This window comes from Streptomyces sp. NPDC001137 (assembly GCF_040298885.1).
GTDB lineage: Bacteria > Actinomycetota > Actinomycetes > Streptomycetales > Streptomycetaceae > Streptomyces.
This window is the reverse complement of sequence record NZ_JBEPBA010000020.1, coordinates 13,530-37,707: the sequence shown is the minus strand read 5'-3', so window position 1 is coordinate 37,707 and position 24,178 is coordinate 13,530. Positions and strand designations below refer to the sequence as shown.

Below are 24,178 nucleotides of genomic sequence, written 5' to 3'. Positions count from 1 at the left end.
CAGGTCGTTCTTGAAACGGTCGGCGGAGGCCACACATGGCCGACACCGCTACAGCGCCCCAAGGAAGATCGGGTTGGTGAACGCGGCCATCACCCCCGGTACCGGCCCCACCGCCGTCTCGTGCCGCAACTCGGCGCGTACATAGGCCGCGTAGGCCGGTCTCGTACGCCATTCCACCGTGCCGGAACCCGACACCGGCAGCGGGGCGCTCGTGAACAGCACCCCCTGGTCGGTGACGAACCGGACCGTGCAGCGTGCGGCGCCCGAGACCTCGGCGCGGACGGTGACCGGGGTGTCGGCGTCCGCTTCCAGCCGCTCGCCGATGCCGGCGTGCTGACCCTTGTCCCCGCTCGCCGTGAAGGACACGGACACGTTCTTCGACTCGGCGACGTACGACCGCCCCGCCCGGATGCCCTCCTGGATCGCCTCCCGGGTCAGATCCTCGGCGAGGACGACCGTCTGCGGCAGTCCCACCGTGTCCGGATCGCGGTGCGCGTCGCTGTTGCCCATGGCCGGAAGCCACCCGCGCCCCTCGCGCACGGACGCGATCAGCTGGTTGTCCCACTCCGCGAGCGTCACCTCGTCGTCCGGTGTCCACGGCCCGTTCCACACCTCGACCGCGTCCGCCTCGCCGAAGCCGAACTTCCAGTTGCAGCCGACGCAGGTGCCGTGCGGGTGGGCGGGGACCACCAGGCCGCCCGCCTCGCGGATCCGGTGGGCGAAGCGGCCGAAGCGGCGGTCCCGGGCCCGGTAGCGCCAGTCGACGAAGGTGCCGGGATCGGTGCCGAGGGCGAGGACGTGGCCGTTCCTCGTCGTCACCTCCTCGCCGAGCATGATCAGCAGGTCCTCGCCCGCCTCCGGGGCCCAGTGCGGGTGCGAGGAGTGGGTGTTGTGGTCCGAGGAGTTGATGAAGTCCAGACCGGCCGCCCGCGCGAGCGCCGCGACCTCGGCCGGGGTGCGGCGGCCGTCGGAGTACCAGGTGTGGAGGTGGCAGTCGCCGCGGTACCAGGCGCGGCCCCGGCCCTTCGCCCGCGTCGGTGGATACACCGGCTCGGGCGTCTCACCCGGCTCCCCCTGCGTGAGCGTGACCGTGAGCTCGTACGACAGGCCCTGCGGCGCCACCGTGTACGGGCCCAGCACGATGTGCCAGGTGCCGGGGCGGAGGGGACCGGGGAGATAGCCGGGCGTCGCGTCGTCCGCCCGTACGAAGAACTCCGTACGCGCCCCGCCCGACCACCCCCGAAACCCCTCCCCGCCCAGCTCGGTGCCGCGCTCGTCGAAGAGGCCGATGTCGAGCGCGTTGCCGGGGACGCCGGGCGGGACGGAGGGGCGGTCGTAGGTGTAGGAGACCTTCAACTCGCTTACGCCAGGCGGGACTTCGAACGGTACGTATACGTAGTCCGGGGAGCCCGGGGGCAGCGTCCCGCGCATTGTCACCACGACCTCACCGTAGCCCCCACAAGGGGCGCGAGACAGTATCAATGTGCGGCTCCGCCGCGGGGCGCGACCAGCCCCCACTCACCCGCACGCGCCGACAACGATCGACCAGCCCCACGAACCGCGAACAACCGACCAGTCGGTATGGACATCTCGCCCTCGCCCCGGTACAGATGACCCATGCGAATCGCCGTGACCATCTTCCTCACCGACGAGACCGTCACCCCCACCCGGCTCGCGCGGGAGCTGGAAGCGCGCGGCTTCGCCGGCCTGTACCTCCCCGAGCACACGCACATCCCGGTGGAGCGTGTGACCCCGTACCCCGCGGGCGGTGAGCTGCCGCCCGAGTACGGCCGCACCCTCGACCCCTTCGTCGCGCTCGGACAGGCGGCCGCGGTGACCGAGCGGCTCGGCCTCGGCACCGGCATCACCCTGGTGGCCCAGCACGATCCGATCGACCTCGCCAAGCAGATCGCGACCCTCGACCACCTCTCCGGCGGCCGCTTCACCCTCGGCCTCGGCTTCGGCTGGAACGTCGAGGAAGCCGCCGACCACGGGGTGGAGTGGCGTACGCGGCGGGAGCTGGTGCGGGACCGGATGGCGCTGATGCGTGCGCTGTGGAGTGACGAACCCGTCCCGTACGAGGGGGAGTTCGGCGGCGTGCGGGCCTCGTACGCCCACCCGAAGCCTGCCCAGAAGCCGCGCGGACCGGTCGTCGGCCCGCGCACCCTCGTCGGCGGAGCCGCCGGTCCCAAGCTCTTCTCCCACATCTGCGAGTACGCCGACGGCTGGCTGCCGATCGGCGGGCGCGGGCTGACCGAGTCGCTGCCGGTGCTGCGCGCCGCATGGGCGGACGCGGGCCGCGACCCGGCGGCGCTGCAGGTGGTCCCGTACGCGGTGTTCCCCACCCCCGGCAAGCTGGCGCACTACGCGGACCTCGGCATCGAGGAGGTCGTCGTACAGCTGCCGCCGGCGGGGGAGGCGGAGGTGCTGCGGGTGCTGGACCAGTACGGGGCCCTGCTGGGCTGACCCCTGGGCACTGATCAGCTCGACCGTATGCTCGAAGGATGACGACTTCCGCGACCGGAACCGGCCCCACCGACAACTCCATGCGTCGCGCCCTCAAACGCGCCCGTGACGGCGTCGCCCTGGACGTCACCGAGACCGCCGTCCTCCTCCAGGCCCGCGGCGAGGCCCTCACCGACCTCGCCGCGTCCGCCGCCCGCGTCCGCGACGCCGGCCTCGACGCGGCCGGCCGGCCCGGTGTCATCACGTACTCGAAGAGCGTCTTCATCCCCCTCACCCGGCTGTGCCGGGACAAGTGCCACTACTGCACCTTCGTCACCGTCCCCGGCAAGCTGCGCCGCGCCGGCCACGGGATGTTCATGTCCCCGGACGAGGTCCTCGACATCGCCCGCAAGGGCGCGGCGCTCGGCTGCAAGGAAGCCCTCATCACCCTGGGCGACAAGCCCGAGGACCGCTGGCCCGAGGCGCGCGAGTGGCTCGACGCGCACGGCTACGACGACACCATCGCCTACGTCCGCGCCATCTCCATCCGCATCCTGGAGGAGACGGGCCTGCTGCCCCACCTCAACCCCGGCGTGATGTCCTGGACCGACTTCCAGCGGCTCAAGCCCGTCGCGCCCAGCATGGGCATGATGCTGGAGACCACGGCCACCCGCCTGTGGTCGGAACCGGGCGGGCCGCACTACGGCTCCCCGGACAAGGAACCCGCCGTACGGCTGCGGGTGCTCGAGGACGCGGGCCGCTCCTCGGTCCCCTTCACGTCCGGCCTCCTGATCGGCATCGGAGAGACCTACGAGGAGCGCGCGGAGTCCCTCTTCGCGCTCCGCAGGATCTCCCGCGCCTACCACTCCATCCAGGAACTGATCATCCAGAACTTCCGCGCCAAGCCCGACACCGCGATGCGCGGCATGCCGGACGCGGAGCTGGACGAACTGGTCGCCACGGTGGCCGTGGCCCGGCACATCATGGGCCCGTCCGCCAACCTCCAGGCCCCGCCCAACCTCGTCGACTCCGAGTACGAGCGGTTGATAGGCGCGGGCATCGACGACTGGGGCGGGGTGTCCCCCCTGACCATCGACCATGTGAACCCGGAACGCCCCTGGCCGCAGATCGAGGAACTCACCGAGCGCTCCCGCGCCGCCGGCTTCGAACTGCGTGAACGCCTCTGCGTCTACCCGGAGTTCGTCCAGCGCGGCGAGCCCTGGCTCGACCCGCGGCTGCGCCCGCACGTCCGCGCCCTCGCCGACCCGGAGACCGGCCTCGCGCGACCGGACGCGACCGTCGAGGGCCACCCGTGGCAGGAGCCCGAGGAGGCGTTCGTCGCCTCAGGCCGCACCGACCTTCACTCCTCCATCGACACCGAGGGCCGTACGTCCGACCGCCGTGACGACTTCGACGAGGTGTACGGCGACTGGGCGGCCCTGCGCGAGGCGGCCGCCCCCGGCATGCTGCCGGAGCGCATCGACACGGACGTACGCGCGGCGCTGGCGACGGCGGCGGACGACCCGACGCGCCTCACGGACGCGGAGGCCCTCGCCCTGCTGCACGCCGACGGCCCCGCACTGGACGCCCTCACGCGCATCGCGGACGACGTACGGAGGTCGGCCGTCGGCGACGACGTCACGTACATCGTCACCCGCAACATCAACTTCACCAACGTCTGCTACACGGGCTGCCGCTTCTGCGCGTTCGCGCAGCGCAGGACGGACGCGGACGCCTACACGCTCTCCCTGGAGCAGGTCGCGGACCGCGCCCAGCAGGCCTGGGACGTGGGCGCGGTGGAGGTCTGCATGCAGGGCGGCATCCACCCCGACCTGCCGGGTACGGCGTACTTCGACATCGCGAAGGCGGTGAAGTCCCGTGTCCCCGGAATGCACGTCCACGCCTTCTCGCCCATGGAGGTCGTGAACGGCGCGACGCGCACGGGGATGTCCATCCGCGAGTGGCTCACGGCCGCCAAGGAAGCCGGTCTGGACACCATCCCCGGCACGGCAGCCGAGATCCTCGACGACGAGGTCCGCTGGGTCCTGACCAAGGGCAAGCTGCCGACGGCGACCTGGATCGAGGTCGTCACGACGGCGCACGAACTGGGCATCCGGTCCTCGTCGACGATGATGTACGGGCATGTGGACCAGCCGCGCCACTGGCTCGGCCACCTGCGGACGCTGTCCCGCATCCAGCAGCAGACCGGCGGCTTCACAGAGTTCGTGACGCTCCCCTTCATCCACACCAACGCACCGGTGTACCTGGCGGGCATCGCCCGCCCCGGCCCGACGACCAGGGACAACCGCGCGGTGACGGCGATGGCGAGGCTGCTGCTCCACCCCCACATCCCGAACATCCAGACCAGCTGGGTGAAGCTGGGCACGGAGGGTGCGGCCGAGATGCTCCGCTCCGGCGCCAACGACCTGGGCGGCACCCTCATGGAGGAGACGATCTCCCGTATGGCGGGCTCCTCCTACGGCTCGTACAAGTCGGTCAAGGACCTGATCGCGGTGGCGGACGCGGCCGGCCGCCCGGCGAAGCCGCGTACGACGCTGTACGGGGAGGTGCCGGAGGAACGGCAGCGGGCGGCGGCGGTGTCCGACGGACACTTGCCGGAACTTTTGCCGGTCCTGGACTGAGTACGATGATCCGACCCCTGTTCCACGAGGACATGGGGATGTGGAGCTGAGGAGATGCGTGCCGTGCCAGCCCCGAAGGTCTGGGTGACCGGTCTGACGGTGGGAGCGATCGCCGCTGTCGTCGTCCTGGCCGTACAGGCCGACAAGGGGCCGAAGCCCCACGCGGTCGCCGCCCGGCCGAGCGCGTCGGCGTCGGCGGGCGCGCATCCCGCGCCGACGAAGTCCGCAGCACCGGCCAAGGTGCCGGACGGCTCCGGCGCCGGGCGGCGCGTCGTCTACTCCCTCGGGAAGAAGACGGTGTGGCTGGTCGACGCGAGCGATGCGGCCCGCCGTACGTTCGCGGTGTGGCCGGGGACGGTGAGCCCGGAACCGGGCACCTACACGGTGGGCGCCCGCACCCGGGGCGCCATCACCGGCTCCGATGGCGTGAAGATCGAACACATCGTGTACTTCTCGGTCAAATCCGGCGTGAACATAGCCTTCTCCAACGCCGTCGACGGCTCTTCCCCACCGCCGACCACGTCCGGCACCCAGACCGGCGGTATCCGGATGCGGGCGGCGGACGGGACGGCGCTGTGGACGTTCGCTTCGGCGGGGACGAAGGTAACGGTGGTCAGGTAGCCGGGGCGGTCCTGGTCAGGCGGCCGAGTCGGTCCGCCGGTCGGTCAGCTGCACGACCAGCAGCGCGACCCCGGTGAACACGATCACACGGGTCGCCGCCTCCAGCCCGTTCCAGGTCTTCGACTGCCACATGGAGAACCACTCACCGCCGATCGCGATGAAGCCGGCGCCGAAGAGCAGCAGGAGCATCAGCAGGCCGTAGGTGGAGATGCTGCGGGCGCGGGCGTAGTCACGCCGGGCCCAGAGCCAGGTGCCGTATATGAGGACGAGTGCGGCAAGGGTCTCCCAGACAATGATGGCGACGTACGCCGTGTTCTGAAGTCCCTTGCTGGTGATGGCTCTCCACATCAGGTCGTCGTCCTTGAACGTCGTGTCCATGGCCAGCACATGCTGCACGAACGCCTGATTGGTGCCGAAGTCGGTGATGTTGCCGAAGGCCACGAGGGCGATGTAGAGGGCGACACTCGCGGTGAGCAGGGTGGCGGTGAGGTGGAGTGCGCTTCGTGGGGGTGTCGATGCCATGACGGCCATCTTCCCTCACGGGGCGGCGAGTTCGAGATCAGGGCATCAGTGCCGCACACCGCATCAGCCGATAACTGAGCACTCAGGGTGACTCAGGACCACTCCTGTCATGTCTCGCATACCACTACGCCCACTAAACCGACCGTTCCCGTTCGATTACAGTGCTGAACTGTCATGCGTCGGACGGAGCCATCGGGGAGGTCTTGGTGAGTGTGCCGGCCGGGGCCATATGGGGCCGTGTCGAGCAGCAGGATTTTCGGAGCCGGGTGCGGGGGACGCTGCTCGGGGCCGCCGTGGGAGACGCGCTCGGGGCGCCCGTCGACGGGCTGGATCTCGACGGGATCCGGGAGGCGTACGGGGCCGAGGGCGTCGCGGACTTCGCCTTTGCGTACGGCAGGCGCGGTGCCGTCACCCACATCACACAGCTCACCCTGTTCACCGTCGACGGGCTGATCCGTGCGCAGGTGCGCCGTGACACCGGTGCCTGGCATCCGCCGACCGATCTGCACCGGGCGTATCTGCGCTGGGCGGCCACCCAGCGCGACTGGGGGCCGGACGAGCGCCGTAAGGACGACGGCTGGCTGGCGCGGGAGGAGTGGCTGTACGCCCGGCGGGACCCGGCGCGCTCGCTGCTGCTCGGGTTCGGGGACGAGCACATGGGGACCCTGGACGCGCCCAAGAGCCCCGCTGAGACCGGGCCGGAGGCGACGGCGCGGTCCGCGCCCTTCGGGTTGCTCGTCGGCTGGGAGCCGCAGCTGGTGGCCCAGCTGGCGGTGGAGTGCGCGGCGCAGACCCACGGGCATCCGGTGGCCTATCTGTCGGCCGGCGCGTACGCCGTGATCGTGCACGGCCTGGCCCGTGGCGAGTCCCTCGACGGGGCCGTGCAGCGGACGCTCGCGCTGCTCGCCGCGCGGCCGGGGCACGAGCCGGTGTCGGACGCCCTTCAGCATGCGCTGGGCGCGGTGCGGCAGGGCATGCCCACGCCCGTGCGGGTCGAGGAGCTGGCCGGGGACGGGTCGGCGGAGGGCGTGCTGGCAGCCGCCGTGTACTGCGCGCTGGTGGGGGAGGACTTCCGGCACGGGCTGTGCCTCGCCGTGAACCAGGACGGCCCCTCGGGCGCGACGGCCGCCCTGACCGGCGGCCTCCTCGGCGCCCTGCACGGCGAAACGGCCCTCCCGCCGGCCTGGCTGGCCGAACTGGAAGGCCGTCCGACGCTTCTGGAGCTGGCCGACGACTTCGCCATGGAGATGACCCAGGGGCCCGCACTGCACGGCCCGGCGGGGTCGTCCCCCGGGTGGCTCGCCCGCTATCCGAGGGCCTAGGGCTCATGACGGGGACAGCCCCCCGGCCGCAACCCCGTCAGCACAAGCACCGCCGGCGCTACTCCTTCGCCGCCGTCCCCACGGCGTCCTCCGCCGGACCCGCGGGAGCAGGGATCGCCGCGGCGGCCGTGCCGTCGTCGTCCGTGTTGATGCGTTCGATGACGGCGAGGCGCTCCGGGGTGTCCTCGGGCCTGAGGTAGCCGATGAGGATGTAGAGGACCAGGGAGACCGCCAGCGGGATCGAGACCTGGTACTGGAGCGGGACACCGCCGTCGACGTTCCAGTTGATGGGGTAGTTGACCAGCCAGAAGGCGAGCAGGCCCATGGACCAGCTGGTCAGCGCCGCCGTGGGGCCGGAGCGGCGGAACAGGCGGAGCAGGCCCAGCATCATCGGGATGGCGATCGGACCCATCAGCCCGGCGACCCACTTGATGACCACCGTGATGATGTCCTTGAACGTGGGGGAGTTGACCTGCGTCGCCACCGCCATCGACAGGGCCAGGAAGACGACTGTGGTCACTCGCGCCGCGATCAGGCCCGAGCGCTGACCCCACTCCCGGGCCCGCCTGGACAGCACCGGCGCCGCGTCCCGGGTGAAGACGGCCGCGATCGCGTTCGCGTCCGAGGAGCACATGGCCATGGTGTGGGAGAAGAAGCCGACGATGACCAGGCCCAACAGACCGTGCGGCAGCAGCTGTTCGGTCATCAGGCCGTAGGAGTCGGAGCCGTCCGGCTTCTGGGCGTGGACCAGGAGCGGCGACATCCACATGGGGAAGAAGAGGACCACCGGCCAGACCAGCCACAGCGCCGCCGACAGCCGCGCCGAGCGCTCGGCCGCCTGCGGGCTGGTCGTGGCCATGTAGCGCTGGGCCTGGTTGAGCATGCCGCCGTTGTACTCGAAGAGCTTGATGAAGAGGAACGCCAGCAGGAACACCGTTCCGTACGGGCCGACCAGTGGCTTCCCGTGGCCGTGCAGGGCCGGCTCGTCCCAGGCGCCGAAGAAGCCGATGCCCTTGTCGTTCAGCTTCAGTACGACGGCGACGAACATCGAGATGCCCGCCAGCAACTGGATGACGAACTGGCCGAGTTCGGTCAGCGCGTCCGCCCACAGACCGCCGATGGTGCAGTAGACGGCCGTGATCGCGCCGGTGATGAGGATGCCCTGGTTGAGCGTGATGCCGGTGAAGACGGACAGCAGCGTCGCGATCGCCGCCCACTTGGCGCCCACGTCCACGATCTTCAGCAGCATGCCCGACCAGGCCAGCGCCTGCTGGGTCTTCAGGTCGTAACGGTTCTTCAGGTACTCCAGCGGGGAGGCCACATGGAGCCGTGAGCGCAGCCGGTTGATGCGCGGCGCGAACAGTTTCGAGCCGATGGCGATGCCCAGCGCGATCGGGAAGGACCAGGTGACGAAGGAGGTCACGCCGTAGGTGTAGGCGATGCCCGCGTAGCCCGTGAACATCACCGCGCTGTAGCCCGACATGTGGTGCGAGATGCCGGACAGCCACCACGGCATCTTCCCGCCGGCCGTGAAGAAGTCGCTGACGTCGTCCACGCGCTTGTGCGACCAGACGCCGATCGCGACCATCACACCGAAGTAGCCGATGAGCACGGCCCAGTCGAGACTGTTCATGTGCGCCCTCCCAGGGTCCGCCTTGTGAACGGCTCGCTCATCGTGGGCGCGCCCACATGGGCACGACAAGCAAGCGTCAGGTCAAAGGACGGCAAAAATGTTCCTTGTGTTGACCTGCGTTCATGCACATGAACCGTCTCTCGAGGTGGTCAGCGCATCAGCTCCCCCGCGTTGACCAGCAGCGACTGCCCCGTGATGGCCCGCGCCCGGTCCGAGGCCAGGAACACCGCCGCGTCCGCCACATCCCCGTCCGTCGCCAGCTCCGGCAGCGCCATCCGCCCGGTCAGCCGCTCCAGTACGTCGGCCTCGGGCACCCCCTCCGTCTGCGCGGTGAACTGGACGTACGCCTGCACCGGCGGCCCCCACATCCAGCCCGGCAGCACGGTGTTGACCCGGATGCGATGCGGCCCGAGCTCCCGGGCCAGCGAGTACATCGCGCTCGTCAGCGCCCCCTTGGAGGCCGCGTACGCCGCCTGCTTCACCTGGGTGGGCGCCGCCACCGAAGACTGCGTCCCGATGAACACCACCGAGCCCCCGCACGCCTTCAGTGCCGGCAGACAGGCCCGGGTCATCCGCAGCGAGCCCAGCAGGTTCACGTCGATCACCTGCTGCCAGCTCACGAAGTCCGCGTCCTGAAGGCCGCCGAAGTAGCCGTCCATCGCGGCCACATGGACGACCGCGTCGATCCGTCCGAACCGCTCCCGCGCGAGCGCCGCCAGCGTCTCGCACTGCGCTTCGTCCCTGATGTCGGTCGCCCGGTACGCCGTGTGCGCCCCGTCCGGATCGATCTCGCCGGCGCTCTTGGCGAGGTTGGCCTCCGTACGCGCCCCGAGCACCGCGTTGCCGCCGTCGCGCACGACCGCCGCCGCGACCTGATGACCGAGCCCGGCGCCGACCCCCGACACGACGACGGTCTTGCCCGTGAGCAGTGACATCGGAGCCTCCCGGGTATGGCGGTTTATCTGACGGGGCGTCAGAGTATGGGCGACCGGCGGAGGACGGAAGGGGAGCGACATGAGCGAGGAAACCCGCAGCGACGTGTACGCCGAGCTGGCCGCCGTGGGGCCGTACGGGGTCCGGCCCGGCCATGCCCTCATCACCATGGTCGAGCCCCACCCCGGCCACGAGTACGCGTACAACCGCTGGTACGAGGACGACCACTACTACGCGGGCGCGATGGCCATGCCCTGGATGTACGCCGGGCGCCGCTGGGTGGCGACCCGCGACCTCCAACTCCTGCGCTACCCCGAGAAGTCGGCGATCGCCCAGCCGGTCACCGCCGGCTGCTACATCTCGACGTACTGGATCACGGACGGCCGCTACGACGACCACATGCGCTGGACCGTCGCGATCAACAAGCGCCTCAACCGCGATGCCCGGGTCTACCAGGACCGTACGCATGTCTTCACGGCGTTCCAGGACCACGAGGCGACGGTCTACCGGGACGGGGCCGCCGGGCCCCGCGACTTCCACGCCCTCGACCACCCGTACGCGGGCCTGGTCGTCGAGGTGATCGACACCGAATCGGCCGGGCAGCGGGCCGAGTTGCTGGAGTGGCTGCGCTCCCGTCATCTGCCCAAGCGGGTGGCGGGCTCACCGGCCGCGATGGTGACCGTCTTCTGCCCGACGCCCCTGCCCGGCGACCGCATGACGTACGTCAAGCAGGTCGAGGGCGTGGAGACCCGGCTGACCCTGCTGTGGTTCCTGGAGGCGGATCCCCGGGAGTGCTGGGAGGCGTACTTCGCGGATCTGGAGGCGCCGGTGCGGGAGGCGGGGCTGGGGAGGGTGGAACTGGTGGCGCCGTTCGTCCCCACGGTGCCGGGCACGGACAAGTACGTCGACAGGCTCAGGTGATGGACACACGCCGAGCCCCCTCGGCAAGGACGGCGGGCTGGACGAGAGGGCTCTTCACGTGCTGCTTGTGAAATTGTGGAAGGCGAACGCGGTCGAGGATCAGCAGATCCTCCCCCCTACGCCTTGATCGAGCCGACGAAGGTGTTCCACGCGTCGGCCGGGAAGGCCAGTACGGGACCCTCGGGGACCTTGGAGTCCCGGACGGCCATGGCCGCGCGGACCGGGGACTTGATCTCGACGCACGCGCCGTTGCCCGTCGAGTACGAGGACTTGGTCCACGTGTCCGTGGCGCCCTGACGAATTGCCATTTTTGCTCCGGAATGCCAGTTGTTGAGTTGCTGTCACCGCACGACGGATCCGACTCCGAACCCACAGCGCGGTTTGCGCCAACCCTTGGTGTGTGGTGGCGTGATCGACGCTACTCGCCAACCTCGACGTACGAAGTGACCATTCACTCGACCGGGTGGCATATTCCAGATGGGTCTTCCAGTCCGACCCGGGGAAGGTGTACCTTACGGCGCTTCAGCGCGCGTACTCCTTCGCGATGTCCGCGATGAACTGCCGTGACTGGTCCGGATTCAGGGCCTGGGCGCGCAGGTGCTCGTACATCACGCTGTATTTCTGCACGTCGTTGGCCTTCTCCAGGTACAGGTCGCTGGTGACGCCCTCGATGTAGACCACGCTGGAGTCCGCCGCGTCGGGGAACTCGAGGATCGCGTACTGGCCGTTCAGCCCGGGGTGGGCCCCCATGTCGAAGGGGATCACCTGCACGGTGACGTGCGGCAGTTGGGACTGCTCGACGAGGTACTCCAGCTGGTCGCGCATGAGGGAACGATTGCCCACCACCCGGCGCACGGCCGCCTCGTCCATCACCGTCCACAGCCGGAGCGGGTTCTCCGGGGCGGTGATTCGTTCCTGCCGGCGCAGCCGCACCTGTACGCGCTTCTCGACGTCGGTGGCGGCCGTCTCCGGCAGCGCACCCGCGATCAGCGCCTCCGCGTACTGCCGGGTCTGCAACAGCCCGGGGACGACCTGGGGGTCGTACACCCGCAGACTCGCCGCATCCGTCTCCAGGCCGATGTAGACGCTGTACGGAATGTCCCCGAAGGAATGCCACCATCCTTGCTGGCGGCTGTCCTTGGCCATCTGCATCAGCGAGTCGACGATCCGGTGGTCCTCCACCTCGTACACCCCGCACAGGTCGCGGACGTCGCGCTGGCTGATGCTGCGCCGCCCGTTCTCCAGCCGGCTGATCTTCGACTGCGACACCAGCAGCCGCTCGGCGACCTCTTCGGCCGTCATGCCCTTGAGCTCGCGGAGCCGGCGCAGCTCCTGGCCCAGCCGGCGTCGCCTGACGGTGGGATTGACATTGGACGCCACGAGACGTGCACCTCCGGCTGCGTGCCTGCACTAGCTGTACTTTGCCACTTTGCGTATCTGCTGTTGAGCAGACTGCCACCAAGGGACTTGGTACCGCTGGGAAACGGCGTATATGCGCTGCGCGGGCGACAGTTCCCGGTTTCATGGAAAAACGGCCGCGCGGGGCAGCGGAACCGTTACGGCACCCGTAGGGACGGATGGCGTACGGCCCCGCTGCCCCGCGCGGACCAGCGGCTCCCGTACCGGGTCTCGGGGACTGCGCCTTCGCAGGCTCGGTGCGGCGCTCGGCGGTGCGTGGTGCTGCGGTGCATTGCGGTGCAATGTCGTGCCGGTGGTGCGGTTCGTGCGGCTCGTCGTGGAACTGCGGCTCAGTGGGCCACGACGCGCGCCATGGAACCGCGGCGCGGCTGCATCGGAACGCCACGAGCGGGTTCCGGTGCCGACCTGGCCGGTCCGGCGGCGGCCTGACGGCCGGCCGGAGCCGGGTTGCGGCGTGGTTGTGCGCCCACGCCGTTCTGGACGTCCATCACGGCGTGCGCGACGAGACCGCCCATGGGGTCGTGCCTGATGAGATCCCGCAACCGGGACCGAGAGGACCGCCCCTCGTTCCCCGGGTACAGGTGCTTGCCGAGGCCGACCGCGTGCGCCAGTGCGGCGAGTGCGGCGGTCCGCGGGTCCGGCGGCACGCCGGTGCGGATCGCGGAGTCGAGCCGGGCCCTGATCTCCCGGCTGATCTCGGTGTCCGTCGCCTGGTAGCGCGTCGTCGGGAGCACTCCGCACATCTGGCCCGCCACGGCATGCACCATGCCGCACCGCTCCAGATGCGAGAGATAGGTCTGGCGCAGCCCGAGACGCGGCCCGCCAATCCAGTTCACTGCACGTACGGGAGCGCCACGCCTTCGCAGCAACTCCAACGCACAGTCCAATGTTGGATCTCCAGTCGGCCGTGGGGCTACCACGGCGATACGATCCCCGTCTGGGGCTATCCGTCCGGCCAGCGCCAGCTCCACTAGCTGTGCTCCGGCCAGACCGAGGTCGAGCGACTGCGGCTGTGCAGTGGTACCCGTGGCCGGGTCCAACGCCAGCAGCAGAAGCTCCTCCGGAAGTGTTCTGCGGCTCCTGCCCATCCATGCCTCCCCGCGTGGATGAAAGACAGGGTGACCCCTCTCACATTGGTCTGTCGAGGGTGCGTGACCTGTTTGTGAGGGAACCAGTAGGTATGTCGTTCTCGTCTACCGCAGGGGTTAAGCCCACACACAGGACACTGGTACATGGTTCGGACAGCGCGTTTGAGCGGTGTTTCGGGCGGCGGTTCACGGTTCGGTAGGTCGCACGGAGGGCGTGCGGCATGGAGGAGGCATCGGTGGCGGGCGAGTCCCCCGACAGGTCGAAGCAGCGCGAGTCGTCGGCAGAACCGACGTCGGGGACCAAGGGCCCGGTTCCCGAGCCCGCCCCCCAGGATCGCCCGGCCCGCGATCCCCGTCTCTCGGTGGCCCGCGAGACCGACACGTCAGAGACGCGCGGCGGCGTGGACACGGCGACACGGGTTTTCTCGGTACGGGATCTGAAGAAGGCGGTCGAGGAGGCCGGGGGGACTTCGGGGGAGCGTCCGGAGGCTGAGGAGACGGCGGCCGAGCGGCCGGAGGCCGAGAAGCCCGAGGCTGAGGGCGCCGTGACGGGGGAGACGGCGGCCGAGCGGGCTGAAGCCGGGGAGAGCGCGGCTGAGGAGACCGAAGCCGAGCGGCCTGAGGCTGAGGGGGTCGCGACGGGGGAGACGGTGGCCGAGCGGTCCGAGGCCGCCGGGGAGAGCGCGGCCGAGGAGCCTGAGGCTGAGGGCCCCGTGAGGGGGGAGACCGCGGCCGAGCGGCGAGAGGCCGAGGAGAGTGCGGCTGAGGAGCCTCGAGCCGGGGAGAGCGCGGCCGAGGAGCCCGGGGCTGCGGGGGCGACAGGCGGCGAGGGTGAGGACTCCGAGGCCGAGGGTGCGGCGGCTGTCGGTGCCGACGCTGTGGCCGAGGACGAGGATTCGGCGGCCGACGACGCCGCTGCGACCGCCGGCGACGAGGGCGGTGACGCCCGGCTCCGGGCCGCTGTGGCGGCCTGGGTCCGCTCCGGGGACTCCAAGGGCTCCCAGGACTCCGAGGAGCCCGAGAGCGCGGAGAGCACCGCTGAGGCCGACGAGGACGGTGCCGCGGAGCCGGAGGCGGGCGCCGACGCCGACAGCGATGTCGAGGCCGGGGCTGCTGCCGACTCCGACGAGGCGGAGGAGGGACCGCAGGACGCTGCCCCCGAGCCCGAGGCGGACACCGCCTCCGCCGCGGACGCCCGCGCCGGAAGGGGCACCGCCGCTGAACCGGACGGTGATGCCCAAACGGCCGCCGACGCTGCGACGGGCGACGAGCCCGGGGCTGCATCCGGGACGGGCGGCGAACCCAAGACGCGCGGCGCCTCCGAGACGCGCGGCGCCTCCGGGACGGCTGGGGCATCCGGGACGAGCGCTGGTCTCGAGACGGGTGGCGCATCCGGGACGGGTGCCGAACCCAAGACGGGCGACGGCTCCGAGACGGGCGCCGAACCGAAGGGGGGCGCCTCCGAGACCCGCGGCGAGCCCGGGACCGGCGGTGCATCCGAAGCCGGTGGTGAACCCGGGACCGCCGGTGCAGCCGAGGCCGATGGTGACCCCGTTGCGGCCCGTGGGCCCGCAGTCGCCGATGGCGAGGGTGCACCGAAGGGGCCATCCGCGGCCGACGACGAGAGTGGTACGGGTGGTGCCGGTGGGAGCACCGAGACCGAAGGCGAAGCCGAGGTCGAGGACAAGCCCGTCGACCAGCCGACCGCCATCTTCAAGCGCCCCAAGCCGCAGGTCGACCAGCCCACCACCATGCTCAAGCTGGGCGGCGCCAAGACCCCGGAGCCGTCCGAGGCCGAGCGCACCAGCAAGTTCGTCGCGCTCAAGCCCCTGGACGAACCCCGCACGCCCCGCAGGCCCGCGGACGCGACCGCCCCGGTCCCGCAGGTCGGCCCCGAGCGCACGGCCCAGCAGCCGCTGCCCCCGAAGCCGCCGCTGGACCTGCTGGCCGAGCTGACCAACACCCCGCCACCGCCGCAGACCCCGGTCCGCACGATCATCCGCAGGGTCAAGATCTGGACCCCGCTGGTCCTGCTCCTCGCGATCATCTTTGCGATCGTGCAGTCCGTGCGCCCGCTGCCCACCCCCACCCTCGCGCTCACCGCCGACGACTCGTACACCTTCGACGGCAACAAGGCCGGCCTCCCCTGGCCGAACGAGGGCCAGGGCTGGATGGACGTCAACGGCATCGGCGCGATGGACAGCTTCGGCAAGCAGACCGCCGTCCCGATCGGCTCCGTCGCCAAGGCCATGACCGCGTACATCGTCCTCAAGGATCACCCGCTCAAGCAGGGTGAGGAGGGCAAGAAGATCACGGTCGACGCGCTGGCGGAGAAGGAGGGCGGCTACGACAAGCAGCACGAGTCCACCCTCAACACCGTGAAGAAGGGCGATGTCCTCACCGAGAAGCAGGCGCTGTCGGCCATCATGATCCCCTCGGCCAACAACATCGCGCGCCTGCTGGCCCGTTGGGACATGGGCTCCGAGGCGGCGTTCATCAAGAAGATGAACGACACCGCCAAGGAACTCGGCATGAAGAACACGACCTACACCGATGCCTCCGGTCTCAAGGAGTCCACCGTCTCCACGGCCGAGGACCAGGTGAAGCTCGGCAACGAGCTCGTGAAGATCCCGGCGCTGATGGACATCACGAAGCTGCCCTACTGGTTCGACCCGTCCGGCAAGAAGTGGAAGAACTACAACGCCCTGGTCCCCTTCAACGGCGCCATCGGCATCAAGACGGGCACGACCACCAAGGCCGGCGGCAATCTCCTCTTCGCCGCCACCAAGGAGGTCGGCGGCGAGACGGTCACCGTGGTCGGCGCGATCCTCGACCAGCAGACGGCGCCGATCATCGACACCGTCAACAACGTCAGCAGGACGGCGATGCTCGCCGCCCGGGACGCGCTGACCTCGACGAAGATACTGAAGAAGGGCGACGTCGTCGGGTATGTGGACGACCAGCTCGGAGGCCACACGCCGATCGTGCTCACCAAGGACGTCGCCGCCGTCGGCTGGGCGGGCCTGAAGGTGAAGCTGTCCTTCGACGCCGACGACGTACCGCACACCGCGAAGGCCGGCACCACGGTGGGCACCCTCACCGTGGGCGACGGCACGAGCGGCGCGGTCAAGGTCCCGGTGGCGCTGCAGAAGGACCTCACGGAACCCGGCTTCACGGCAAAGCTCAAGCGCCTCGGCTGACAGCGGCCGCGGACACCCTCGCACCCCGTCGGCGGGCCCACCAGGGAGCCCTCCGGCGGGGTGCGTGCTAGCGTCACGAAACGGGGCAGGCCGCCGCTCACGGGACGCGACCGGGAAATCCCCGGGGACGCGGCCGCGAACCAGCGGACAACGGGACGCGTCCCAGAACAGAAGACGGGACACCACGGGGAGTGCCTTCAGGTGGCCACTGCGGAGCCGACACGCGCCGACGACGCCGATCCGGGCCCGGGAAACGGCCCGCGAATACGCGTGCCCGCTCCGCGCACGGAGGACATGCGCGGCATGTACGGAAGTGACACCGCCCGCGCGCAGCCGGGCGAGCGGGCGCGGAGCGACGGGACAGCACGCGCGCAGGCCGCCTTCCTCGCCCTGCGCGAGCGGCTGCTGCGCCACCCGGTGCTCTCCCTCACCGCCCTGTCCGGCGTCCTTCACATCGTCTGGTTCTTCACCTTCGCGAACAGTGGCGGCGATCTCGCGGCGCAGGACGCATGGGCCGAGTTCGTCGGCCGGCACCCGGACTCGGCGTACAACCTCGCCTGGTACGGCGGGATGCACCCGGTGTCGTACAGCGTGGTCTCGCCGTATCTGATGTCGGTGCTCGGTGTCCGTACGACGATGATGATCGCGGGGACGGTCTCGGCCGGTCTGCTGACGATGATCCTGATCCGCAGCCGGAGCGTGAAGAACCCGCTGTGGGCGTCGCTGGCGGGACTTTTCGCGTTCGTGTGCAACGCGGTCTCGGGCCGGGTGACCTTCGGCCTGGGCACGATGTTCGCGCTGGGCGCGGTCGCCACCGTCTTCTGCTGGCCGTACAAGTGGCGCTACAAGCGGTGGGCGAAGGCCCTGTGCACGGCCCCGCTGGCCGCGCTGGCCACGATGTCCTCACCGGTCGCCGGCCTGTTCGTGGGGCTGGTCGCCGTCGCCCTGTTCCTGCAGAAACGCCGTCCCGGCGCCTGGGCGCTGGGGCTCACCCCGGCCGCGGTCGTGGCGGTGTCGGCCTGGCTGTTCCCCTTCTCCGGCACCCAGCCGATGACGATCTGGTCGGTGATCCTGCCGTTCCTGTACGCCGTCCTCGCCTTCGTGCTGGTCCCGAAGAAGTGGACGACGGTCCGGCTGACGTCCGCGGTGTACGGCCTCTCGGTCCTCGCGGTCTGGCTGGTCAGCTCGCAGATCGGCTCCAACATCACCCGGCTGGCGATGCTGTTCGCCGGCGTGACCCTGGTCGCGGCGCTCCCCTTCACGGTCCCGCGCTCGCGCAAGTGGTACGTCACCGTGCTCGCCTTCGCCGGCTTCGTCGTCTGGATCGGCTTCAAGTCGGTCGACGACATCATCCACACCTCGCCCGCCGCGTCCTGGGCGCGCGAACTGGCCCCCCTGGTGAACGAGCTCCAGGGCGTCGGCGCCGAGAAGGGCCGCGTCGAGGTCGTCCCCGCCCGCTCCCACCGCGAGGCCTCCGCCCTCGCCCCCTACGTCAACCTGGCCCGCGGCTGGAACCGCCAGGCCGACATGGAGCGCAACCCCCTCTTCTACGACGACACCCTCAACTCGGCGAACTACCACGAGTGGCTGCAGCGCTGGGCCGTCCACTTCGTCGTCCTGCCGAAGGGCGAACCGGACGGCGACGGCGGGGAGCGCGAGCGGGAGCTCGTGCAGCGGGGCATGCCGTATCTGAAGCAGATCTGGGGCGACGCCAACTGGCAGCTGTTCCGCGTCACCGACCCCACCCCGCTCGCCGACCCGCCCGCCACCGTCGACCGCGCGGCCCAGGGCGAGCTGACCATCGAGGTCAAGAAGCCCGGCCGCGTCCTGATCCGCGTCCCCTACTCCCCGTGGCTCGGCCTGGTCGACACCAAGGGCAAGGGGGTCGAGCCCCCGCAGGAGACGTACGCCTCCAAGCACCGCGCGGACGGCACGCCCAAGTCGTACGACAACGTCAACGGCTGTCTGATGCAGACGCAGGAGGACGACAAGGGCGACAAGTGGACGATCCTGCTGGCCCCGAAGGCGGGCACCTACCGCTTGGGAGCGCCGTACCAGCTACCGCGCGGCACCCCCTGCCCCGACGAGCTGAAATAAGCCCGTCCGGCGTTTGAGGACGAGGCCGTTCAGGCCGAAGCAGGGGTCTGGGGGCGCAGCCCCCAGGGACGGGAAGGGAAGGGGCGGCGGGGGCGAGGAAACCCCACGCCGACCCCCATGCCGCTCACTTCACCGGAAACGCCACATCACACACCGCGTCCTCCGGCCCCGCCGCCTCCCAGTCCGCGAAGTAGATCTCCCGGCACGGCCCCGCCTGCTGAAGCCCCTGCGCCGCGATCCACTGCTCCACCGCCTCGAAGGCCGCACCGATCTGCGGCGCAGCCACCTGCGCCTTCGTGATCCGGGTGTACGCCAGCCGAGCCGCCGGCTCGACGCGCACCCGGGTCTCCCAGGCCCGCCCGTGCTGCTCGGCCCACACCCGGGCAGCCGCCTCGTCCGCGACCGGCACACAGGACTCGGCCGGCCCGTCGCTCTCCATGGACACCTCCGAGTGGTAGACGACGAAGGGCGCTCCCACGACACCTCCGGCGGCGCCCGCCGCCTCCTCGAGGCGGTCCAGAGACGCCCCGATCCACGCCGGCAACTCGTCCTGCAGTGTGTGCCGGGACTGGGTGATCACCACCTGCTCGGGCACGTCCACCGTCTCGACCACGAACTTTCCGTACATCTCGGAGCTCCTCCCCGACAGCCGTCCACGGAGGTACTCGACGAGCGTCCGCTGCCCCGCGATGCGCGCCTCGACGTCCGCCCAGTAGGCGGCGAGCCGGTCGGCGGCCTCGGCGCCGTCCGCCTCCACCACCTGGGCGATCCGGGCGAGCGGCATGTCGAGCTGCCGCAGCAGCGCCACAAGGCGGGCGCGTTCCACCTGGTCGGCGCGGTAGTAGCGGTAGCCGTTGAGCTCGTCGACATGCGCGGGCGCGAGCAGGCCGAGGCGGTCGTAGAGCCGTAGTGCCTTGGCCGACAGGCGCGCCCGGGTCGCGAACGCGCCGATGGTGAGCAGTTCCCCGTCCACCTGAGCGGCTCCTTTTCCGTCGGCCCTCCGTCACCGGACGGGTCCTTTCCGCCCGGTGACGGGAACGCTCGTCCTTGCCCCAGGGGCAAGGTCAACGCCCGCTACGAGAGGGCGCTCTCCACCGCCGCCACGACCTCCGCCGCCTCCGGCTCGGTCTGCGGGGAGAAGCGGGCCACGACCTTTCCGTCCCGGCCGATCAGGAACTTCTCGAAGTTCCAGCGGATGTCGCCGCTGTGGCCCTCGGCGTCGGCGAAGCCGGTCAGACGGTCGTAGAGGGGGTGCCGGTTCTCGCCGTTCACCTCGACCTTCTCGGTCAGCGGGAAGGTCACGCCGTACGTCGCCGAGCAGAACTCGGCGATCTCCTCGGCGCTGCCCGGCTCCTGCCCGAGGAACTGGTTGCAGGGCACGCCGAGGACGGTGAAGCCCTGCTCGGCGTAGCGCTCGTGGAGGCGCTCGAGCCCGGTGTACTGCGGGGTCAGCCCGCACTTGGAGGCCACGTTGACAATGAGGACGGCCTTGCCGGTGTACTGGGAGAGGTCGGCGGAGCCGCCCTTGAGGGCGCCGATCTCCACGTCGAGGGGGGCGGCGCCGTTGCTGTCTGCAGTCGTCATAAGCGGATGCTAACTCCGGTACGTGTCGTCCCGGTTCTGGGCCTCCACCAGAACCCCACCGGCCGCCGTCCGCGAATACAGCACCGAGCGTCCCGCCCGCCGCCGCTCCACCAGCCCCGCATCCAGCAGCACCCTCAGATGCCGGCCGACCGAGCCGAGTCCCTGGCCGGTCACCGCCGTGAGCTGGCTCGTGCTCATGGGCGAGGCGAGGAGGACCAGGACTTCGGCGCGCGCGGTTCCGACGAGGGCGGCCAGACTCGCCGGGACGGCGGACGGACGGTCGCCGGCCAGGGCGCCGGTGCAGGGGTAGACGATCGCGTACCGCTGCCTGGTGTCCTCCCAGGAGACCCAGCCGCCCTGGCGCTGCGGGGTCACCGGGACGAAGACGAGTTCGGCGCCGGAGATTTCGCGCGGCGGGTACTCGTGCAGGTTCACCTGCAGCCGGTTCTCGCCGAGCCAGCGCGTCCGCCCGGGGCGCAGGGCGTCCAGCACGGTCGCCCAGCCGCCCTGGCTGACCTGCGCGGTACGGGCCACGACATCGGCCTCCAGGATGCGCCGGCGCCGGTCCCAGTCCGGCCGTACGGCCTCGTCCCAGACGTAGCGGAAGAGGTCGGCGGCAAGCTCGGGCAGGTCGTCGCGGTCGAGGGCGGCGGGCAGCGGGCCGCCGGCGAGGGAGACGACGAGGTCGGAGCGGGCCCGGTCGGCGGCGGTGGCCCGCACCCGTGCGACGCCTTCCTCGAAGCTCTCTCCGTCGCCCGGGGTGGGGGCGAGGAAGTCGGCGGTCCACACCCGTCCGAGCCCGGCGCGCAGGAGCAGCGCGGTGACGGGATCGGCGGCCAGCAGGTCCCGGTAGCCGGGCAGATGCCGGTCCAGCCAGGCCCGCTCGCCGGGGTGCGCGGCCTCGCCCGCGTGCAGCAGCTTCAGGGAAGCGAGGGTTTCGGCCATCGGCGACAGCACGAACCGGCTGCCCGCGAGGGTGTCGGCGTTGATCTGCCACCGGCCCATGGAGCCCCCCACGACCTTTCGCGTCAGCGCGAAACAATAACGCGCGCGGTCCGGACGTCCCGAGACTCCGTTCATGCGCAGCTACCGAGACCTCTTCCGCACCCCGGAGTTCACCCCGCTCTTCCTCGCCTCCGCCGCCCACACCGCGGCCCAGACGATCGGCGCCCTGGCGCTCGGCACGCTGGTCTACCGGATGACCGACTCGCCGCTGCTGTCGGCGGTGAGCATGTTCGGCCCGCAGCTGGCGCAGGTGCTCGGCGCCACCTTCCTCCTCTCGGGCGCCGACCGGCTGCCGCCGAGGTCGACGCTGGCCGGCATCGGTCTCGCCTTCGCGGCCGGTACGGCCGTGCTCGCCCTGCCGGGGCTGCCGGTCGGGGCCGTCTTCGGTGTCGTCCTCGTCCAGGGCCTGATCGCCTCGTTGGGCGGGGGAGTGCGCTGGGGGCTGCTGAACGAGATCCTCTCCAAGGACGGCTATCTGCTGGGGCGTTCGGTGTTCAACATGCTCTCCGGGCTGATGCAGATCACCGGGTTCGCGACCGGCGGCGCCCTGCTGACGGTCCTGTCCCCGCGGGCCTGCCTGCTCATCTCGGCGGCGCTCTACGCCACCGCCGCCCTCGGCACCCGGCTGGGCCTGACCGCCCGCCCGCCGCGTTCCTCGGGCCGACCGTCCGCCGCGGCGACCTGGCGCACGAACGCCCTCCTGTGGTCCTCGCGCCCCCGCCGCCTCACCTACGTCGGCCTCTGGCTCCCCAACGGCCTGGTCGTGGGCTGCGAATCCCTCTACGTCTCCTACGACCCGCATGCGGCCGGCGCGCTGTTCGCCTGCGGGGCGCTGGGCATGCTCGCCGGGGACGTGACCGTCGGCCGCCTCGTACCGACCGCGCTGCGCCCCCGGCTGGCCACCCCGCTGCTCCTCCTGCTGGCCACGCCGTACCTGCTGTTCGCCCTGCACCCCGCGCTGCCCTGGTCGGCGGTGCTCGCCGTGATCGCCTCCGTCGGCTTCGGCGCGAGTCTCGTCCAGCAGGAACGCCTGATGGCCCTCACCCCGGACGAACTGAGCGGCCACGCCCTGGGCTTGCACTCGGCGGGAATGCTCACCATGCAGGGGGTCGCGGCGACCCTGGCGGGTTCGGTGGCCCAGCTCACCTCGCCCGCCGCCGCGATGACGGCCATGGCGGCCGCGTCGGCCGTCGTGACGTCGACGCTGGCATGGGCGGGTCGCCGCACCGGGTCGCCGGCCGGTGCCCGGGCAGCACGGCGTACGGCCGTTTCCGGTCCCTGAGGCCCCGGCAACAGGCAGCATTCAGGGGTGCGTTCGTCGAGACGTCCGGGGGAGAGCGCCCATGTCGTACGACTCCGTGAAGTGGCCCGCGCGCGGTCTGCTGGGGGCGGTGTCCCCGCAGGCGCGGCAGGAGTTGCTCGCGCTGGGGGTGGAGACGCGGTTCGAAGCGGGTGACGTGCTGTTGCGGGAGGGCGGGTCCGACCGGCATGTGCTGTTGCTGCTCTCGGGCTTCGCCAAGGTGACCGCCCGGGTGGAGAACGGTGAGGAGTCCCTGCTCGCGGTCCGCGTGGGCGGCGACACCGTCGGAGAGATGGCGGCGCTGGACGGGGCACCGCGCTCCGCCACGGTGACGGCATGCGGCCTGGTGACCGCACGGATATGGAAACCCGTCGAGGTGCACTCACTGTTGGCGCGGAGACCGGACGTGCACCTGATCCTGACGGGGATCATCGCCCAGCGGCTGCGCTGGGCCAACCGCCGGCGACTGGACTTCCGCGGATATCCGGCCAAGGTGCGGCTCGCCCGGCTGCTGGTGGAACTCGCCACGTCCTACGGTCACCCGGTCGAGGGCGGCGTAGTCCTCGGCTGCCGACTCACTCAGCCGGAGCTCGCCGCGCTCACCGGGGCCGCCGAGACGACGATCCACAAGGGCCTGCGCGAGTTGCGCCAGGAAGGCCTGCTGGAGACCGGATACGGCTCCACGGTGATCCGTGACCTGCCCCGGCTCCGGCGACTGGCGGACCTGGCGCCCGAGGGCCCCGAGGTGTGAGTCCATCTGCCGTCGGTGCAGGGGCTCAGGTCAGCACCGGCCGCAGCACCACCAGCAGTCCGGCGCTGACACCCATGACGGCCGTGCACACCACGGCCGCGGTCAGGCAGCGGTACTTGCGCACGGCCACCTGGGCCAGGAACCGGACCGTCTGCGACAACTCGCGGCGTTCCAGGGCGACGTCGGCGGCATCCGGCTCCCCGGCGGCCGACAGGATGTCGGGGCCGGAGGCGAGGTGGACGAAGCTGTAGCGGTTGGTCCCGTCCGGTCGCAGCACACGGGGCCGCAGTGTGGCCGCCAGGAATCCGGCGCCACCGAACAGCCCGCACAGGAACAGGGCGAGCAGGGTGCCGGCGAGCACACCGGCCGCACCACCGCGGTCGGCGGCGTGCAGGGCCCGCCCGCTCCAGACGCCGGCCGTGCCGACCAGCGCGGCCTGCGCGGCGGCCAGGATCCCGGCCTTGGTGTCGGCGTGCTGGTGGGTGGTCTGCAGGGCGGTGAACATGTACTGCGCGGGACGGCTGTCCGGCTGGGCGGCACTGGGCGGCATACGGCTCCTCCTGCGGTCGACGGGCGATGCGTCGCTTCCAGCACACACCCGTCCCGCCGACCCAATCCTGCATTTATCCGGGATCGGCCCAAGAACCCCATCCACACCAATTAGCCGAATACGCCTACGACTTGGGTCGATCCCG

Annotated in this window: 20 protein-coding genes; 9 read left to right on the top strand and 11 right to left on the bottom strand. The window is 70.9% G+C overall.

What is annotated here, in order from left to right; all coding sequences use genetic code 11:
• Nucleotides 1-48 precede the first annotated feature (48 nt).
• Nucleotides 49-1,431, bottom strand: coding sequence for a CehA/McbA family metallohydrolase (locus ABT254_RS32290; RefSeq protein ID WP_351478226.1), 1,383 nt, complete (start codon nucleotides 1,429-1,431; stop codon nucleotides 49-51).
• Nucleotides 1,432-1,617: 186 nt separating this feature from the next.
• Here ABT254_RS32290 and ABT254_RS32285 point away from each other — a divergent pair, with 186 nt between their 5' ends.
• From ABT254_RS32285 to ABT254_RS32275, 3 genes are read left to right on the top strand one after another with little or no spacing between them, the layout of a single operon-like run.
• Nucleotides 1,618-2,466 carry an LLM class F420-dependent oxidoreductase gene (locus tag ABT254_RS32285; protein ID WP_351477841.1) on the top strand — a complete coding sequence of 283 codons (849 nt, stop codon included), beginning with the start codon at nucleotides 1,618-1,620 and terminating at the stop codon, nucleotides 2,464-2,466.
• Between the two features lie 38 nt (nucleotides 2,467-2,504).
• Nucleotides 2,505-5,087: a bifunctional FO biosynthesis protein CofGH gene (locus ABT254_RS32280; protein WP_351477838.1), complete on the top strand. Its 2,583-nt coding sequence runs from the start codon at nucleotides 2,505-2,507 to the stop codon at nucleotides 5,085-5,087.
• A gap of 54 nt (nucleotides 5,088-5,141) precedes the next feature.
• A complete protein-coding gene (locus tag ABT254_RS32275) occupies nucleotides 5,142-5,708 on the top strand; it encodes a hypothetical protein (RefSeq protein ID WP_351477835.1) in 567 nt (188 codons plus the stop codon).
• A 15-nt stretch (nucleotides 5,709-5,723) separates the two neighbouring features.
• Here ABT254_RS32275 and ABT254_RS32270 read toward each other — a convergent pair whose 3' ends face one another.
• Nucleotides 5,724-6,230 carry a DUF2165 domain-containing protein gene (locus ABT254_RS32270; protein WP_351477832.1) on the bottom strand — a complete coding sequence of 169 codons (507 nt, stop codon included), beginning with the start codon at nucleotides 6,228-6,230 and terminating at the stop codon, nucleotides 5,724-5,726.
• Nucleotides 6,231-6,436: 206 nt separating this feature from the next.
• Between ABT254_RS32270 and ABT254_RS32265 the strand changes: the two genes are divergently transcribed.
• Complete coding sequence (locus ABT254_RS32265) at nucleotides 6,437-7,552, top strand: ADP-ribosylglycohydrolase family protein (RefSeq protein WP_351477829.1); 1,116 nt, start codon at nucleotides 6,437-6,439, stop codon at nucleotides 7,550-7,552.
• 58 nt (nucleotides 7,553-7,610) lie between these two features.
• Here the strand turns inward: ABT254_RS32265 and ABT254_RS32260 are convergent, their stop codons facing one another.
• Both ABT254_RS32260 and ABT254_RS32255 read right to left on the bottom strand, forming a co-directional pair.
• Complete coding sequence (locus ABT254_RS32260; protein WP_351477826.1) at nucleotides 7,611-9,185, bottom strand: sodium:solute symporter family protein; 1,575 nt, start codon at nucleotides 9,183-9,185, stop codon at nucleotides 7,611-7,613.
• 149 nt (nucleotides 9,186-9,334) lie between these two features.
• Complete coding sequence (locus ABT254_RS32255) at nucleotides 9,335-10,120, bottom strand: SDR family oxidoreductase (RefSeq protein ID WP_351477823.1); 786 nt, start codon at nucleotides 10,118-10,120, stop codon at nucleotides 9,335-9,337.
• A gap of 79 nt (nucleotides 10,121-10,199) precedes the next feature.
• On the opposite strand from ABT254_RS32255, the gene ABT254_RS32250 reads away from it, so the two are divergent.
• Nucleotides 10,200-11,039 (top strand): hypothetical protein, encoded by an 840-nt coding sequence (locus ABT254_RS32250; protein ID WP_351477820.1) that lies wholly within the window; start codon nucleotides 10,200-10,202, stop codon nucleotides 11,037-11,039.
• Between the two features lie 116 nt (nucleotides 11,040-11,155).
• On the opposite strand, the gene ABT254_RS32245 is transcribed toward ABT254_RS32250, so the two are convergent.
• The 3 genes from ABT254_RS32245 to ABT254_RS32235 all read right to left on the bottom strand — a co-directional run bounded on the left by ABT254_RS32245 (nucleotide 11,156) and on the right by ABT254_RS32235 (nucleotide 13,546).
• Nucleotides 11,156-11,347 (bottom strand): DUF397 domain-containing protein, encoded by a 192-nt coding sequence (locus ABT254_RS32245; RefSeq protein ID WP_078912651.1) that lies wholly within the window; start codon nucleotides 11,345-11,347, stop codon nucleotides 11,156-11,158.
• A 214-nt stretch (nucleotides 11,348-11,561) separates the two neighbouring features.
• Complete coding sequence (locus ABT254_RS32240) at nucleotides 11,562-12,419, bottom strand: helix-turn-helix domain-containing protein (protein ID WP_030940853.1); 858 nt, start codon at nucleotides 12,417-12,419, stop codon at nucleotides 11,562-11,564.
• 368 nt (nucleotides 12,420-12,787) lie between these two features.
• The gene (locus ABT254_RS32235) at nucleotides 12,788-13,546 is read right to left on the bottom strand and encodes a GOLPH3/VPS74 family protein (RefSeq protein WP_099929556.1); all 759 of its coding nucleotides are present in this window, start codon (nucleotides 13,544-13,546) and stop codon (nucleotides 12,788-12,790) included.
• Between the two features lie 221 nt (nucleotides 13,547-13,767).
• On the opposite strand from ABT254_RS32235, the gene ABT254_RS32230 reads away from it, so the two are divergent.
• Both ABT254_RS32230 and ABT254_RS32225 read left to right on the top strand, forming a co-directional pair.
• Entirely contained in the window at nucleotides 13,768-16,746 is a 2,979-nt protein-coding gene (locus tag ABT254_RS32230; protein ID WP_351477815.1) for a D-alanyl-D-alanine carboxypeptidase, read from the top strand.
• A 201-nt stretch (nucleotides 16,747-16,947) separates the two neighbouring features.
• The gene (locus ABT254_RS32225) at nucleotides 16,948-18,843 is read left to right on the top strand and encodes a DUF8823 domain-containing protein (protein ID WP_351477812.1); all 1,896 of its coding nucleotides are present in this window, start codon (nucleotides 16,948-16,950) and stop codon (nucleotides 18,841-18,843) included.
• Nucleotides 18,844-18,967: 124 nt separating this feature from the next.
• On the opposite strand, the gene ABT254_RS32220 is transcribed toward ABT254_RS32225, so the two are convergent.
• The 3 genes from ABT254_RS32220 to ABT254_RS32210 all read right to left on the bottom strand — a co-directional run bounded on the left by ABT254_RS32220 (nucleotide 18,968) and on the right by ABT254_RS32210 (nucleotide 21,432).
• The gene (locus ABT254_RS32220; RefSeq protein WP_351477809.1) at nucleotides 18,968-19,816 is read right to left on the bottom strand and encodes a MerR family transcriptional regulator; all 849 of its coding nucleotides are present in this window, start codon (nucleotides 19,814-19,816) and stop codon (nucleotides 18,968-18,970) included.
• 101 nt (nucleotides 19,817-19,917) lie between these two features.
• On the bottom strand, nucleotides 19,918-20,427 hold the full coding sequence (locus ABT254_RS32215) for a glutathione peroxidase (protein WP_351477806.1): 510 nt from the start codon (nucleotides 20,425-20,427) through the stop codon (nucleotides 19,918-19,920).
• 9 nt (nucleotides 20,428-20,436) lie between these two features.
• Entirely contained in the window at nucleotides 20,437-21,432 is a 996-nt protein-coding gene (locus ABT254_RS32210) for an ArsR/SmtB family transcription factor (RefSeq protein ID WP_351477803.1), read from the bottom strand.
• Between the two features lie 73 nt (nucleotides 21,433-21,505).
• Between ABT254_RS32210 and ABT254_RS32205 the strand changes: the two genes are divergently transcribed.
• Together ABT254_RS32205 and ABT254_RS32200 are read left to right on the top strand one after the other, a co-directional pair.
• Entirely contained in the window at nucleotides 21,506-22,714 is a 1,209-nt protein-coding gene (locus ABT254_RS32205) for an MFS transporter (protein WP_351477800.1), read from the top strand.
• Between the two features lie 61 nt (nucleotides 22,715-22,775).
• A complete protein-coding gene (locus tag ABT254_RS32200) occupies nucleotides 22,776-23,483 on the top strand; it encodes a Crp/Fnr family transcriptional regulator (RefSeq protein WP_351477797.1) in 708 nt (235 codons plus the stop codon).
• A 25-nt stretch (nucleotides 23,484-23,508) separates the two neighbouring features.
• Here ABT254_RS32200 and ABT254_RS32195 read toward each other — a convergent pair whose 3' ends face one another.
• Entirely contained in the window at nucleotides 23,509-24,033 is a 525-nt protein-coding gene (locus tag ABT254_RS32195; protein ID WP_351477794.1) for a Pycsar system effector family protein, read from the bottom strand.
• Nucleotides 24,034-24,178: the final 145 nt, after the last annotated feature.